The sequence below is a fragment of the Cyanobacteria bacterium FACHB-DQ100 genome (genome assembly GCA_014695195.1).
Lineage (GTDB): Bacteria > Cyanobacteriota > Cyanobacteriia > Leptolyngbyales > Leptolyngbyaceae > Leptolyngbya.
In genome coordinates this window covers 96,880-114,880 of record JACJNW010000026.1, presented here as the reverse complement: position 1 = coordinate 114,880, position 18,001 = coordinate 96,880, and the positions used below count along the sequence as shown (strand labels likewise).

Here is an 18,001-nt window from a genome sequence, read left to right as displayed (position 1 = left end):
AAGGCGTGATCCGGTTAAAGCGGTTTAATTATTCTACGTTCCGGTTAACCTGACAAGGTCGTTAAATACATCCTCAGAAACTATCAACTTCCAGCTATCGAGTAATAGAAAATAATCCAAATGTCCTCGATCGCCTCCGGTTTTAATCTGCTGCGGTTTACACCGTTAATCTCTAATCTCTGCCACCAAGTAGAACTAGAATCGGTAGACGTTGGAAGGTCACCTTCTCGAATGTTCAAAGCAAGCGAAGTTGGAATGGAAGACGGAGCAATCTTCGGTTTCGCATAGGGTAGACCAGTTACGGGGCTTCCATCTAAAGTAAACTCATTTCCTGCATCATTATTTAGATAAATCTTGAGTTTGGGAGTACTGTATGAGAAGTCTTCCTTGACTTTTAAGAACAATACGGCGCTGTTTAGAAAAAGCTTCTGTCCTCGTAAATGGAATGGAAAACGCTCTTGGTCTAACCTGATATTCATGCTATGAGCGACGGGCTGATTAGCGGCAGGAGCAGTAGGGCGCAGGAATCGGTGCCAGTCTGCTGGAAATTCGTGTTTCAAGCTAAACAGGCGAACAAGGCGAGAATTCGTTACATTCTCAATTTCTTGCTTTAAGGCTTTTTTCGCTTCATCTTTTAATATTGCTCCACCTTCTCGTGCTGTGTAGTTGAGCCTGATGATGACATCTGAAATGGTATTAAAGTCAAATGCATTGCAGTCTTGAGGCATATCAATTCGCCATCGAGAGACGGCACCTGCACCCTCAAACGGCAAGTAACGCTCGTCGCGGAAGCTTAGCTCGAACATGCCGCTATCGTTTTGGGCAGTACTGGTAGCGATCGACTGCATGGCAGCAAAGTTAGTTACAAAGCGATCGTCGTCATTTTCTAAATCTTCCTGATAAGGCTTGGTTGGAACACTCTTAATGCGGGTTTTGTTAGCCAGTAAAGTGAGAGTACAGTTAACGCTGGTGTAAGGTCCAGTGACACAAGGAATCGTTAAGCTAACAGATTTGATACGACGCATATAGTGACCAGGATAGTCAGCATCAAATAAGGTTTCCGGTAATTCAACAATGCATTGTCCGGTTTCCTTCAAGGCGATTAAAGCTAGCGGATCGTGGAGAACTAGCGAGATGTTCTTGCTAATTTCATACTCGCGCTTATTTTGATCAAGGTATGCCCGCTCCATTTGTTTGAGAGCAAGATAGAGGCGATCGCCAGCTAGCAGTCCTTTCCTCAAGCTATCCCAGTAGCCGAACTGAATGAAGTTTGAGGTCGTTAACCCACGTTCAAAACGATAGGCTTTTTCTGTTTTTTTAGCCAAATCATAAGCCATTTGATAGCACTGGAAATAAATTGTTGAGACTTCTCTAGTCATCCAGCTATAAAGCTCCTCATTGGTGTATTTGGAGCGTAGAAAAGTTGTAATTTGCTGAGCATTTTCAATTTGTTTCTCGTGATTTTTTAATTCATTCTCTGAGATTGCAATACGAATATCAGCAGCTGCAATTTGCTTGTCAATTTGCTCTAATTCCTTAGCTACTACATTGTTTTGTAGTATCCACTCCTGCCTTCTCCTATCCTTGGAAGCTAGGGTAGCCGCTCTAGTTGCTTCGTAAGTGTGTTGACCTGCCCAATGATTTGCACGTTTGGCAAACGAATTTGTTACTGCTCCAAGAAAGGAACCTCCAAATGATACTGCTACACCTATGCCTTTTGAGATGTTAGGTATTGCATGAGCTATGCTTGCCAAAAGCTCGAAACTAGCAGCATTTTCTTGACGATCCTGAGCAAGTCGAGAGCGTCTGAGATTCTCATTCTCCTGCTCAGTTGCTTGCTTTGAACCATTGGCTCCTTCTACTACAGGAATTTCTTGCCGAGAACCAGGAGTAAGACTATGTGGTTTAAGGTCAAGGAGTTCCTGATAATAACGATAGCGGACTTCAGTCACTCTATGAGTTTTGACTAATCCTTCTCTGGCTATAGTTGCTTCTTCTTTCTGCTTCTTCTTAATCTCGGTAATCAAGTTGAGAAGAGCTGTTTCTTGATTCGCACGGATTGCTGCTAACTCTTCGGTGTCTTTCTTCTCAAGAGCCGAAAGTAATGCTGCGCCTAATGACTTGAGGTCGTTACATAGCTCCAACGCTTTTTGCAGCATGTAGGTGAAACGATAATGCGGTGTAGGAGTATTGATGTCGTTCAGTACACGACTTAAGTCCAGTCCCTTTGCGACTGCCTGTACTAGCAGTGCTGGATCAATGGGTGGTTCAAACAAGGGCAATTCTCGCACTACGCCTTCAATGTTCATACAATGGCGAATCTTAAATAGGCGATCGCCGACTGTATCCCAATAGCCCAATAACTTATCGTTCTTTGGAATACAAAAATAGAGCAGCGGAGGCAGTGTTAGCTTAGGTGTGCCACTTGGAGAAGGAATAGTTACAGTATCGCTAGGAGGTAGTAGATTTTCTACCTGAACTACAGTTCTTGAGATAGCGTCTAGATCTCGTTCAAGCTGAGTGTAGCTTTTTGGAGCAACGGTTTGTTTCGGTTTAATACTTTGAGGGCGAGGCCCTAAAATTTCTGCAGCAAGGATATAGAGCTGAGTTGCTTCATTGATAGATTCAATGGTGTCTTGGCGAAATAGTTGATCGGCCCATGCAATTAAGTTGTCAATATATTTCATGACAACAGTTTTCTGATAGGCTGAAATCCGCAAACGAGCAATTAGATGAGGATTAAAAGGATTTTGTCTCCATTGGTTAATCTGCATCTCAAGCGCTTGTTTCTCGTCAAGTCGTTTTGGATCTGTACCTTTGTAGTCCAATAGCGAGAGTAAACCTTTAAGCTGCTGTTTAGCATTGGGATTGTCATAAAAAGGTTTTATTTTCCAGAATCGCTCCAGTTTACTTTCTTCCGAATTAGGGTTTGGATCAAAGCCAATGGTTGGGTCAAAGATGTAATGGAACCATTTCTGGGCTTCCTCAAATCGCTGATTCTTCATCAAGCGATCGGCAATCAGTAAAGGTGCATGGAAAAATAGCTCCCAATTGTAGAGGGAATACGCTCCGTTATAGGAGAAATCAATGTCATCTTTAGGATAGGGAACGCTAACGACATCCGACGGCTTATAAGTGTTGTTAAAGTACTCCTGTTGAATGCGTTGACGACGAAGTTGTTGAGCCGCAGGCTTCATCAAATCCTTATTCGGATTTAGCAGGCCTTCAATACCGTGTCGATTCAGTTCTTTAATGAATGTACAAACATAGGGATGATAAAAGGTTTCAAACAAATATCTGAGTAGGTAGTTTGGAATTTGGGCTGGTTGGCGGCTTCCTACCATGCTTATGCTACCGTGAGAAGATACTATTTCAGAGTTTGCAATCCCAATTGGAGCGATCGTGCTTCCATTAGCGAGTCCACTAGGAGTAAGGGCAAGAATTTCGTCTCCACGCAAAAAGCTACGATTTTGTTGAAATCGTCCTAAATCTAAATTCGGTTTTAAAGTTTTTGTTGGGGAAACTTCAACAATCTTCGAGGTAACAAAGAAAGTTCTACCCTGGTCTTGATAGAAGAAGGGGGTAAATGCCTGACGTGGAGGCATTAAATTAGGTTGGGCTTTATTTATCTTATCCAGTAAACTATCTATGAACAGCTCGAATGGGCTGTACTGGTGTGGAAAGAGTAAACGAAATGTGCCAGGAGTTACTCCTAAAGTGTATTCATAGCTCTTTTCATAGGGAGGCTCTTTTGTTGGGTAGCTTCTGAGAAGAGGACTGGTATAACCCTTAAAACTTAGCCTATTATTTTTATTTCCTTTCTCCTCAATCCACATATTGCTATGGTCACTACCAGTAGCAGAAGTTGGAAGTAGTAAGTTAAACAACTTTTCAACTACTGCTATATGGGATAAATCGTAGTTGATACCCTCAGCAACGATTTCACCATAACAGCCTATAAACTTAAATAAACCAAAACCTTGCTTGCCAAACTCCCCTCCTCCACCTAATATTTTATTTTCAAAGCACCAAATAGTTAGCGAGTTGTCATACACTTGCGCGGAGAAGGTAAAGTCTTCCTTTTGAAGATATTCGAGCTTGGAAGAAATTCTAGAAGTGAGGCTTTTAGGTAGTACCTGCTTGGTTGACCACTTGCCATTTTTGTACTCGCTCCATGCCAGTTGAATCTCCCAATACTTAGCATTAGGCGATTCAGTCTGGGCTTGTTCAGTGAAGATTGCCCAAAATAGGCGTAGTCGTCGTTCATAGACAACTGGAATCAAGTGATCTCCCTGAATATCTACATCAATTCTTTCCCAAGGAGTCCAATAAGCGCTATCGACCCAGCGACGGTAATAGTAGAACCGAGGGTCGGCACCGATCGTGCGGCCAAAAACGTGCAGTATGTTGGTGCCTTCTTCAATTTGGGCATACATTCCACAGATTTCGAGGCGAGCAACACCATCGAGCTTTTCTAAATAGCTACGAAATGCCGTTTCAACAGTATCTGAGGTGACCTCATTTTGTAGTAATTCGCCTTCCAAATCTTTGAAGAACGGGGATTTACCATCCCGTAATTCTGGTTCGATCAAGTTTTCTGGGTAAAGCCAGACTTGTCGACCGGGTACCCAAACGGGATGGTTCTTCATCCACTTCCACTGTTGAGATGCTTCCTGGCGCAGTGAAACCTGTTTCTCCAGCCCTAGGAGGCAGCGTTGTACAAATAACTGTACAGAACTAATTGCCTGCTTAATGCGGGAGGTCATCTGACAGGCGCTCATCTCCGGATCAATCAGGAAATAGGCATAAAGATCATTCACATCATCCAGGTTGGTCTTACCAATAAGACTGGGGTGTGCCAGCAGATAAGAAACTAATACATCTCGCCGCTTTTCTCGTAAAGTATTTTGCAGTGGTTTAGAGATCGCAATCCATACGTCATTGTCATATTTGGCTTTTAATGCACCTTTGATAGCTTGTACTTGATCAAAATCAGGAGTCTGCTGGCTCCAATCAAATAACTGTTTAGTAGGTACATCTAAACGTTGGCTCCAATTCAAGCAGTGTTGGAGTTTTAGTAGACTAATCTCGTTCTTAAAGTTGTTTGCCGTGAAGTTGAACTGGTTTGTTAAATATTCAATCGCTTGCCTGTCCCATCCTGTTGCCAAAGCGAGTGTTGTTTGAGCCTCTGCTAATGAGGTAGCAGCAAATACATCGAGTAAGCTAGTTTCAGCACCTGATAGGCTATCTCGAAGTCTGACAAAGTCATTTAATCGCTGCCATTGCTGGTAGAAACTGGGTTTAAACGCTGTTGTGCTTAGAGGTAGCTGATTTAGATTAAACTCTGCAAAATCAGTGCCGTGATTTGAGAGATAATCAATTTCCCTTGCAGTTAACTTGAATCGATTAATCAACAACGCTGATTTATGAAGACGGAGATAGGTTTGATGGAGGTGAGTGTAAATATTATTGGTATAGAAATTGCTTTGAGGAACGATTGCCTTTGGCGTTGAAGAGCTACTCCAGCTCAGTTGAATTAGAGCATTGGGAGAACTGTTCGTGTACTCTAGCTTGAGGTCGTAAAGTTGCCCAGCATTGAAAGCGATCGTGTCGCTCAACTCTGTCAAAGTTCGATTTGACCAGGGGTCAAAATCCGGTTTTTTCAGTAACTCTCGACCATCTATCCATAGCCGAATACCATTGTTGGTGCGAATATAGAAGGTGTAAGTTTCATTATGTTGTGCTAGAAGCTTACCTTCCCAGCGCACACTAAAGGTTTTGGCTGGAATGGTTGGCGCTGGAGAACCCTGTCCCCAGTTAAAATCGAGAATTGGATCAATTCTCTTTGCAGGAGACCCTGTAAGATCTGGCGTTTTGAAGTAGTTAGCGGCTAGACCTGCACTTGTAATGGATAGGAAATCTGCGATCGCGCTAATTCTAGAATCCGCTTGTGATTTTAATAATTTCTCCAACAGTAACTCTGTAATCGTTTTATCTAACTGGAGCTGTTCGCTCAACGTTTGTTTCACTAAAGTGCGGCTGAGTGAATCTCGTAGGTAAACCAACAAGTTATTCAACACGTACTCAGTTGCTTGACTTCTGAATGCTGTCCTCTGCTCATCACTTAAAGAAGTATTAGTTACCAGTTTTGTGTAATCAGGGGTTGGTAGAAATAGACCAAAATGCAAGTTGATGAATGTGCGATTGTCTGGAGTATCAGCAGACACACTGTTTAGAAAAGCGATCGCCACTGTTGCCTTGTTGCTGTCTAGCAGGGTTGTTAGATGTCTTTGCAGAAGATCTAGGTCGGGGTTGGGTACTGGTGCAGTATCACTGATAATTTTGTTGAGACCATTCAGCAGAGTTTTGACCAGATTTACGATCGTTTCTAGGGAAGGAGCAACTGGAGAGGGTTCAGGTAAATGGCGGTACAGGTAGTTGAGTTCTGAGACGGAAAAGCCCGATGCTCGGATGTTATGAACCTGCTCAATGAAGAGTAAGGTATCTTCTGGATGTGCTGTGTCAAACGGATTAATGTTGAGCAAGATTCTCAGGCTCAGAAAATCCTCAATGGGAAGTTTGAGGGCCCTTGCCAGAACCGTATAACGATAGAGCGCAGACAAGTTTTCTAGCGTGATTTCATCGGATACGGGAATTGCAGTTCTGAGGCGATCGAAATCTGCTTCGTTAATTCGCAGGGCTGCTAGAACAGGAGGTTTATGTTCAGATAGTTTTGGTCTAGGTGACGTTGAACGACTGAGGTCAAAGCTAGAGTCAACAGGATTGAAAACAGCTTTATTCAGAAATAACTTATTGTAGAGGGAGTTTTTTCCGTCTCGATCAATCGTTCCCCACAAGGTAAGCACCCTCTCTAAAGGAAGATTTAGAACTTTCTTAATTTTTTGTATGTGGGATAGGTGAGACAAGAATGAATTTGTTAACTCTCCGGATTTCAGAGCCGTAATGGTCTTGTCTAAGTCTACCATCGTCCAATCTAGTTTGCGGTGGAGGCGGACAAAGCGATGGATGCGATTCAACAGGGCTTCGGTTAAACCTGTAAATTCCATCTTGTCGATCTCACAGGTTGTTTCAGGCTGAATTTTTAGGGTTGGAACTGTGCGATCGGGATTAATAAAGCGAGTTTCCAGCAGTTCACTCAGTTCCTGATAGCTTAAGTTGGACTTTTGCAAGAAAACTCGTACTTTGGCGAGATTTGTCAATAAGCCAGTGCTAGGGTTTGATTCATACCCCCATAATTGCCAAAGAGGAGCAGAGGAGACATTCGTAATAATTTTTTGTTCAACAGGAGTTAGACCTAAATACTCCAGTGCGATCGCTTCATTCGTTGGGCTGGCAGGAGTTCCGGTAGAACTGGGTGGATTGGGTGGGATTGCTGGTTTCTGGAAAGCTTCCATCAACTCATGACGACGAATACCCAATTTTTCCAAGTAGATACGGGCTTCTTCGAGCCAACGATCGGACGGTAAATTCCAGGGGTAAACAGTGGTTTCCTTCGCCAGAATTTTGTATGCTTCTTCATTGACATATTCTGGATTAATGCTTAGCTCTTCAGTTGTGCCACGGGTTTGCAGAGGTGGTGCGCTGGTAGCTCGAGGCGCGATCGCATTTTCCAGTATTTCATTTACCAGATCGATGTAGGGTAGAACCGTGTTAGTGTTTTCGCATGACAGTTCAAGATGACCAATGTCACTGCGGCGACTGTGGGCGAGTAACACGTCTTTAGCAGTTTTGTCATCTACAGGGTGAGATTGCTTCTTCAAAAACTCCAATAAATCAACCAGATAGGCAGCAGGGCTGTAGACTGAGCGGCAGTGTTCGCAGGCGCAGAAATCAAGAGAACCAAATAAAGATGCCCAGTTGGGTAGGTCATCTGCATTGGTTAATGGTCCAGGCGTAACAGCTGTTCTAAGCTCATTGAAACCAGTGGCATATTTAGCAAGAATTGCCGTTGCCATTGCAGCCGTGTGTTCTGCTTTGGCGTAAATGACTTCCGCCTTACTGGCTCCACCTAAACGATCGCCGTATTGTTGAACGAATACATCTTTCCCAAAGCTAGCAATGCTTTGGGCTGAGTGTAACCCGTTTGAGAGCAATACCTGCATTTCGGTATGGCGAGGGGTTAAGTTGAAGACCCGCTGCATTCCTCTGAGTTGCTCAGCAACTCCGTCAGGGTTGTCTAGTCCTGCCAGTGCGGTTTCTGCATGTTCTTGTAAGTAGGTATCAACATGAGTATTGCTAAACTCAAAGGTCGGATTTCGTCTAAAAAATAGGATAAGCTCAGTTGGAGGAAATCCACCTTGTTGTAGTTCTAGTTTGTGGGCGATCGTGGCAGTTGGGAAGACCGCCTCAACAGTGTCTGTGAGCCGTTGGGCATAATTTCGGACTTTTTCCTCATTGGTTTCGCCTGTAATATCGGCAGGAACGCCAACAATACCGGTATTGGTTTGTCGAGTAATCAATTCCTGCCAATTTTCAACATTGAGCTTGACTAGGTCTTTTGGAGATTGTAAGAAGCCTTGCTGCCGGAGTTGTTGCAATTCTTGGACTAAGGGTAAATGATTTTGAGTCAGTAGTCCTAGTTGCAGAGTAAATTGTAAGTCGGCAATCAAGCCTGGTTGTTGAAACTCTTGTCGCTGTTGTAATGCTTCCCAGAAGGTTTCATCAGAGCCTTCGTGTTGTAGATAAGTAATTAAAAATATTGTTTGAAGCTCTCTGGAAAGCAGAATTGGAGAGGTATTGAGTAAAGCCCCTAATGTTACTTTTTGCGGGTCTTCAGGTTGTTCTAATGTTTGTTCAATGAGTAGCTGTCGGAGGCGATCGAGGGCTTGATCGAGTTGAGAACGGAGCCAAGCTGGAATAATGTTGTCGTCGAAGGACATTTCAAGAGCGCGGCGTTGTGCTACTGCATTCAACACCAGTAAAGCAGGTAAATCGGCGGGTAAGTTTTGCCGAAACAATCCGTAGAAGAATGCTGGATCGAGATTGGTGCTATTGCTAAATTGGAAGGCTGTATTTAGAAAGACTAAGTAATCAAAATTAATTCCTGTTTCCCTTGCAAGGAATGTGATGTCCTGGAATTTCTCTGCTTCTGGGTTGTCTTCATCATCTTCTCGCAGTTCGCCGAGGGAAATTTGCCCTAGCAAAGGGTAGAGTTCTGCAAGGAAGCGTTCATACTCTGAAGGAATGCTAACAATATCAGCGGAAATAGTCAGGTCAATAACGGCAACGGGGGGAGCGTTAAATAGGGTGGGTGAAGTGGCAAGGGTGCGACGAGGTGTGCTTTCAGAGATAGGTCCAATGACTTTAATCACCAAATCAGCACTTTGTTTTTCCACTCGGCTGAATTGGCTACGGGTATAGGTGATTTCATAATCACCAGTTTGGTTGGTAGTGGTCTGCCCCAATCGCTCCAGACGCCGCAAATCTTTGTCAAATGCCTGTACTTCTACACCTGCGAAAGGGCTATCGTCTGCCAGTCGAATGGAGCCTTTGACGATTAGTGCTTCTTCGGTAGGAGTAGGTTGTTCCCACACGGTGATGGTGAGGTCGATCGTCTCTTCTTGCTCGGCATTGATTTTGAGGGGAGAGGTTGCCAGAATTTGTCCCTGATAGTTGTAGGCACGTACAATCAGGTTTGGGCCACCAACTTCACTGGGAGAGTGCCGGAATTGATCGGCAGTGTAAATGATTTCATAGTAGCCATCGGCATTGCTAATTGTTTGGACAAGTGCAGTTTCATTTCCTGTATTTATATCCCGAGTGAAGGCACGCACAATACCTTCAAAGGAATCACCATTAGACTGCCGCACCACACCCCTCACCACAAAGCGATCTGGCTCCAAAGCTCCTAGCTGGCTCAATATCTGGTTGAGTCGCTCTGCTGTTGCGTGATCGACTTCCCCCGTGACAGGAAGTTGAAATTGCCGCTGGAAGATGGTGATTAGCCCTGCGGTGGCATCGCCATAAACTTGCTGCTGAGTTTCGTAGGCTAAAGCAGCTTCTAACGATTGTCGCTCACCATCTGAAATTTGAATCATTTGTCTGTTGAGCAGCAACCGCAGACCTGCTTGCAAATTAGCAACGTCTGAGCCTTGATTATCGTAGCGGAGGGGAGATGTGATGAGGCGCATAGTGGGATTTTCCAGATGCATGAATGAAACAAATTAATTTGCTTGACACGGAGCATGAAGATTAGTTTTCGTAGTCAATTCCTAATTGGAGGCTTTAAATAAGCAATGAAATGTGTAAAGAGAAAAATTGTTTTAGCACAACCCTGTTTCTACAGTAAAGATGAATATTTCCCACCTACTAGCTCCTATAAGAAGTTTGCTTTTTCAAATCAATTATTATCATTAGCAGGTGGCTTCCTGAGTATTTCAGGAGGTATCTTAGGTACGAAATCAGCACCATTAGCATTACCCTGCTTAGCTATATGTGTCTGACCTGTAGCTTTTGTGATTAGTTCATTAACACGAGCTTCAATAGCTGTACCAAAGGCCGCATCGCCAAACTTACCAGGTAATCCTGCAAGTGAAACTTGGCCAATACTTCCTTCAGCAACAACTGTGCGAAGATCACTACCCTTGAAGACCTTCAAATAAACATTGCCCTGAGCATCGTATCGTGCAATTCCAACTAATGCTTTAGGAGAATCTGGAATACCCCATACATAATAATTATTACTGACATAGTTTAAGGCTTTTCGATCACTCCACGTTCCGGGCTTTACTTCAGCAGCGTCCACCATTGGAAAGGGGGGTACTGGTGAGCCTTTCCCCTTTGGTGGTTCACCTCCTCCCCCTGCTGGTGCTAGCTTGCCTGATCCTCCTACTGCTGCTGGTTTGCCTCCTCCCCCTGCTGGTACTGGTGTTGGTGGTTTACCTTTGCCTCCCCCTGGTACTGGGGGCTTGCTCCCTCCTGGTGCAATTTCCACTGTTTTGGGTCTTGACTTTGTTGTATCAGGTGCTTTTATCCGGTTGCCAAATCCAGCAACACCTTCTGCAATACTTCCTGCATTCGCCCCAGCTTGAGCGAGTGCGAGTTTTTTATCAGGGTCATCCGTGAGAAGAGGTAATGCTGCTGCTGCCACACCGGAGGTCATAAGCGGCAAGGTTTCTACCATTAGCTCCCGTCTATGCTCACCATCTGTCTGAATACGACCATTGGGATAAATCCCCACTACAGCCCCATCTCCTATTCGCTCCCTCGCATACGCGTCAGGTTTAAGAAGCAAGTCTTCATTACACTTGACTTGCTTCCAAAGCTCAAGGTGGCTTTTCCCTGAATCCTCTGTAACTACAACTAAAAGCGATCCATTTTCCATTCTCTGTACAGTGTTGTAAGAATCAGTACCTTTGGGATCAGTAAAAGAAATTGGATTACTGCGAGCATACTGATACAGATTTGAACCATCAACCATTCCAGCAGGATCAGCACTTGTCCACCTCCCCAACCACGACGCATAATATCTTGCTCCGTGATAGTAAAGCCCCGTTTCCTCATCTCGCTCTTTTCCGGTGTAGCGATATCGTTTCAAGCTCACTTCTGCTACACTGCGTCCTGCCTGATATGACGTGCTACCGTAGGGATAGTACTCTTCATAGGAAATCACCTGTCCAGCTTGATCGACTTCCAAGCTGGCAGAGCCGAGATGGTTCTCTAGTTGATAGCGGATCACAGGTTTGGGGGAGTCAATCCGTCCACCACTACCATCATCTTTGACTTCAAACGTCTTCGTCTCTACCAGCGCAATGCGTCGCTGGTCATCCATAATGTGTAACGTTTCCCGCTCTAGCTTTGAGCCACTGCTATTACGCTTACGGTAAATCTCAAAGCCGCCTAAATAAATGCGTTCCTCTACAGTTGAGCCATTGTGTTCATGCACCTTCCGCACTCGCTGACCACTGGCATCGTAAATGTAATAAGCCTTACCACCGCCCCCTAAATCAACCTGTTGCAGTTGGTCTTTGAAATCCCATGTCATGTTGTTGAGATGGGGCATTTTTGCCATATTGCCGTGGGCATCGTAGGTGTAGCGAGATGGCACTGTCGTGAGATCATCTGGATCACCGGGCAAACTTGTGACTCGTAAGCGATTGTTCGTCTTTTCATAGTCATAATGACGTGTCCAGTCGTTATCCTTTGCCCGATGAATCATTGCCAGAATATTACCCACCGCATCGTACTGGTATTCCTGGTGGTAATTCCGCATCGCCAGCCCGTCATTAGGATGAGCCAGATTCATGCGAGTAGCATCATTGAAGTCATAGTGGGGCTTTAACTCTGGGCGATGCTCTGGGCGGTTATTGCTCGTTTGTCCGCTGTGTTCTCGTCCATCTGCGCGAATCAGTCGGTACAGAGCATCGTACTCATACTGGGTGCTGGGAGAAACTACTTCACCTCCAAAGAAAATCGTTTGCTGAGCATCATCTCGAATTTCAGTAATATTTCCCACCGGATCATAGGTGTAGCTCAAGTATTGCAGTCGGTTATTATCGGCTTTTCGCGTTGTCTTAAGGACTTTAAGGCGGAAAGTTTGGCGATCGTATTGATAGGTTGTTTGGATGCTATTAGCAGGATTCGTGGAATCATCAATGCTGTATTCAATGAGAGTCCGCTGTCCCTTTTCGTTGTAATCAATATTCTTAATAAACAGCGTCTCTACCGATGCTCCACGCAGTTTTATCCTCACTTGATTCAATAAATTTGCTTCGTTGTAAATCGGATATACAGTGCTGTTATCAGGAGCCGTCAGAGATATAGGACGATTCAAGGCATCAAATCGAGTATGGCTGGTAAATTCCTCCTCCCATGCAGGATTCTCTAACCAGTTCACAGAATTTCTGTAATCCTTCAGTAATTCGCGTTTACTGCTGAGTAAGTTTCCCTTAAAGTCATATTCAGTATTGATTACCACTCCTGCCCCATCAAACATTTGGTAAACCGTGCCTCGATGGTTTTTTGCATCTCCTTGAGATTCGCCGTACGTGATTGCTTCTGCTAACCTCTCACCCCGCTCATCTTTAACAAACAGCGCTAATGGGCGCTGTAGTCGGTCATAGGTAGACCTGCGAGTAAACCCTCGACTATCCCAACTCCGAATCGGCTTACCCGCCACATTATTGAGCATCCAGCGATCGCCCGCATCCATACTGCGCGAGTAAACCACATGCCCCAGCAGATCAAACTTCTGCTCCAATACTCGATTGTTGCGAGCATCGGTCACGAGTCGCTGATTCCCCTCAATATCCAGCGTCACATGAGTTCGGTATTTTCCCGCTGTGCCGTTATCGGCGATCGTCAGAAAGGGTCGTCCTAACGTATCGAGATGAGCAATACTCGGCGTTTTTGCATGAGTTTCAGTAAGCTTTGCAGCACGGCGTTCTGCGACTTTCTCCGGTTCTGTACCTGCAAACGTAGGAGATTGGCGATCGCGATGCCACTGGCTCTCCAGCACCGTATCATTCTCATCCCAGGTTTCCTGATACCACGCATCAAACTCGACCTTCGAGAACGTGCCATTGGGTAAATCAGTGCGAACGACCCTTCCTAATGGATCGTAGTGAATGATCGGTGTGACACCACACTCAACCAAATCTTTCTCATTCTCGTAGAGGTGAGTTGGACTGAAGAACGGCTCGTATTGTTTAACTGGTTTGCCCTTGTTATTAAAAATCGTGCGTCCGGTGCCAACCCATCGAGGGTTAGTCTCTTGCAGGTTTTCGCTGCACCTCAACACTCCATCCGCATCTCGCCTTGGGGCTAATCCCGGCTCTGCTTGAATTTTGGTTTGAATCTCGCGCCCAAATCCATCGGAGTAGAGAAAACTGTGCTGAACTTTGGTCTGTTCCCCAATGGCTAGATCTGCTACATGGGTTTCTCGTGCTAACGTATAGACCACCGTCGGCTGCCCAGTTTCTGAACCATCCGGTAAAACCCGTCGAGTGCGACGATATCGCTCCAGGTCATACACCAACCGAGTTGACGCGTTTACCAAAATGTCGTGGGGATTCGTCAGCGGATTGTTAAGGTGATTGGAGATCGCCGCTTGCTCTAAGTCCGCGACAAAGCCTGTTAGGTTATCACCTTTCTTCTCCAAGACTTTTCCCATCACGGCTGTTCCCACAACCATGCCCAACGCATCGAAAATGACTTGAGCACGATTGCCATTTGGGTCGGTTAACTGTCGCGGTTGCAACACTCGGTAATCATTCTCTATCTGAATAACATTCTTCAAGGGATCTTCCGTTCGCTGCATCAGTAGAGTATACGGGTCATACTCCATCTGAAACTCCTGTCCAAACGGGTCTTTTAACCGCGTCACCGCATAGAATTTTTCTGGATTAAATGCCTGTCGTCCAGACCGAATCCACCATCCGTCATCCTGCTCCACGTACCCACCGCCATCGGGCTGCTGTGAGGCTAGAAGCGATCGCAAGTCAGCCGCCTCAATCTTGCTTCCATACACCTGGATTAGCAATCCGGGAGTAAACGCCAGCTTGAAGCTTTCACAGGGCAATGCCAGCGACTCAACCTCACCTAGAGGTAGGCAAGTTGGATCGAGGGTATTTGCCTGACTGTTTGGACGATAGCGCGATCGCACCTGCTCAATCACCCGTTTCTGAATGCCCGTCGTGGCTGAGGCTTCGTAGGGAATTTCTGTCGCTGCCTGAATTTGTTCGCGAATAAAGTTCAATTGAAAAGGCGCAAACACAGGCAAACCCGTTACTGCTAATCCCGTGATTTCATAAGTGCGCGTCTCGATTGGAACACCAATTCGATACCAATCTGTTTGATCTGGTTTATTCGTTACCCGATTTTCTGTGTAGGTGAGCAGGGTTTTGCCTTGCTCTGAAAAGGCGGGTTTACGGCGGGGATAGACGATCGCTACGCTCTTCAGCACGTTGCCAAAATCATCCACTTTCAGCGTCATCTGATGTGCTACACGCGGATCATCAGGATTACGTTCGTAGTGGTACGCAATACTTTCTAGGGGATGGGTGAAGAAAACAGCGTGTTGCTTATCTTGTTTAGGCTGTAGTAACCGAATTGCGTAATTGCTTTCAGTCACGCTGTAGGGATGCTTGCTTTTTTCAGAGTTATCTAAGGCATAAACCTCCTGCCGCAAGACACTACCCTTGAGAGATCGACAAGCTTCTCTTTCTTCCTCTACGGTCAACGCTTCAGGCAGAACAGTGTCTGGCAGCAAGGATCTTTGAAATAACGCCTCAATCCGCTGCCTATTTTCCTCTGTTGCTCCGATAGGAACCTGATACTGTGGCTCTCGATAATACTCCTGCTGAGCAAAGAAGTTAGAGATGCGATCGCGATCCAGATAAGCTCCTGTATGAAACCAGGTCTTCGTCAGTATGGGGGGAACATGCAAAGGCTTCTCCAGCACGAACGCGCTGCCTTCTGGCTGGAACACTCCATAATCCTCAGTGTCCCACTGCTCCACCATGCCAAAGCCACGGAACTCCCGCTCTTCGCCATCGAAATAACCGTGGTGGTAAGCATAGCGAGTCACAAACCGATTGCCAGAAATATAATCCCGCGTCTCTACTCGCTCCACAACATGCACTGGAAAGGGCAGTTTTGTAATCCAGGGTTTACCCATTAACCGATCTTGCAGGTAAAACTTAGTGGAAGGCGCATACTGCACTACTGTTTCTGCACCCATGTTGTTAACGGTCTTGACCAATAGATGAGGCTTCTGCCCTCCCATCAAATCGATATACCGCATCACTCGCTGAGCATGACCGGGCAAAGGCGAAGACCATACCAGGCACGCAGTTCCATTACCTAATAAGTCAAGAGTTGTGACCGAAACAGCATTGTCGATCGCAGGAAAGCTCTTCAATACTCGTTTCGCAGACCAACTGTTACCCGACTGATTGAAGTGAACCTGTACGCCGTCTCCACTTAAGTACAGAATGTCTGTTGTTCCAGACCCGTCGACATCTGCTAGCAAAATTCGACGTTGATTAAAAATATCGGGTGCATCAAACCAGGGGGCATTATCCATCGTCACCTTGGCACCAAACCGCCCGTACCCCAGATTTGCCCAGTAACACACCTCTCCATTCCGAATCCGCACAATATCGGTCAACCCATCTCCTGACATATCTGCCAGGTAGATAGATTGGGTGCCATCCGCAAAAACGACTCGTGGCCCCTTCTCTTCATCCCAAGACTGGGGCGATCGCTCTGCGACTCCAAACCCGTCTTCTGCCAGCGAGGGATGCCAGACAAAACAATCGTCTTCTGTAATCAGAATGTCTGTATGTCCGTCACCATCTAAATCAATAAACTTCAAATTTGGATTATCCCAGTCTAGTACGGGTAGCGACTTGAAGGGAATAAATGACTCCCATCGTTCATCCTTTGTGCGTTCATAGAAGCCTGTGACTGTTCCCTGTAGAACTACGACATCAGGTTGACCATCCCCTGCCAAGTCGAGAAACTGAGCACCATTTTCCAGACCACTAGCTGGCTTACTGGCAACAAGTTCAACCGGAGCAAACTGTGCTTCAATGTGTTCCTTGCCATTGATTTGAACAGTATTAACGGGACTGAGATTGCGCTTGTAGAGCCATCCATTCCCCTGCTCAGTCAAAATACCCGATAAGCCTTCTCCATCGAGATCGATCCACTGATAGCGAGCACCATCCAATCCTTGCGGCAGATTCTCCAAACTAACAGGATCAACTTCACGTACCGTTTCGTCAATTTGAGCTTCGCTATAGGTGAACTCCAATGGAGGCAAGGATTTGACAACATATCCCCCAGATGAATCTCGTTTGTATCCTGTTTGCGTGACCGATTTCAAGAATGAATAGGCGGGATTGCGAACGTCTCTTGGGTTTTGTTCATAGGAATAGGTAAAGTCAGTCGATCTCACTAAGCAATCCCACCCTACCCCTGCTTCATCTGGAAAATGATGAAACATTAACACCCGCTGACAGAGTCGGTAAGTCCGCACCTCAAAGCCTGATCGGTAGGAAGAGAATGGATCATGACGAAGCGTTTCAACCTTCCATTGATCGGGTTCTTTAGGAATGGGATTGGTGCGATCGTGTTCCCCATAGTCAAACACCATCTCAAACAGCCAATCTTGTCGCTGATCGAGGTCTTCATTGGGCTGTTGAGGGGTTAGATTGCCGTAGTGAATCCGCTTCAGGTAGCGATTTGCGGCTCGACTCCTTGGCGTTCGATTGCGCTCATGAGCTTGGGAAATATTAATCCCAATTGAATTGTCTGAGTCTTCTGATTTGTACCGATAAAAAATGGCATTGCCTTTATCGTCATAGCTCTCGCAAATCAACCAGCTAAAAACATGGGTTGGATTAGCAGGATCAGCGATGCGGCTCTTGTCCGTCTTGCCATACAGCGTTGTAATGTTGTCTTTTGAGATAGACTGCCAGTGAGTTTCTCCCGAATCTACCTTCGTCCAGCGTTCAATTCTGGCAAACAACCCTTCAAGGCGAGGACGGTACTTACGGATCTGATACCCATCTCGTACCGTTTCATCTACCGTGCCATCTTTCTTCAGCACGGGCACTAAATCTTCTGCACCCGAAAGAATAAAGACATCCGACGCTTCACTGTCCTGGTAGCGCGGTAACCCCTTATCGGTTTTGCGCGTAATGGATGGTAGGGAGAGACTCCAGCCCATCCCAAAAATTCCATTGCCCGCCCCGGAGTCGTAGGAAAGCGACAGCTGTGGACCGAATCCAGAACGACCGGGACTGGTGGCGATCGGTACAGACATCGAACCTGTCCCTGTAACCGGATTGGCAGCAAACTTCTCACCCATCCCTTTAATGGCTCCACCTCCCTTGGGCAGCGAGACTGTCGGTGGAGGAGAGAAATAACTTTTGTCTGGCTCATCAGTTTGCTGATTCGCGTTCCGAAGGGGGCTACTTGGCATAACCTAAGCTCCTGCAAGGAGATAAGGGCAGTCTTTAAACAACCGTTTGAA

General features: G+C 45.7%; 1 protein-coding gene and 1 pseudogene. Both read right to left on the bottom strand.

Annotated elements, in window-relative coordinates; all coding sequences use genetic code 11:
• Nucleotides 1-83 precede the first annotated feature (83 nt).
• The gene (locus tag H6F51_10840; protein MBD1822981.1) at nt 84-10,151 is read right to left on the bottom strand and encodes a peptidoglycan-binding protein; all 10,068 of its coding nucleotides are present in this window, start codon (nt 10,149-10,151) and stop codon (nt 84-86) included.
• A 1,166-nt stretch (nt 10,152-11,317) separates the two neighbouring features.
• Nucleotides 11,318-17,950 (bottom strand): annotated as a pseudogene (locus tag H6F51_10835) (VCBS repeat-containing protein).
• Nucleotides 17,951-18,001: the final 51 nt, after the last annotated feature.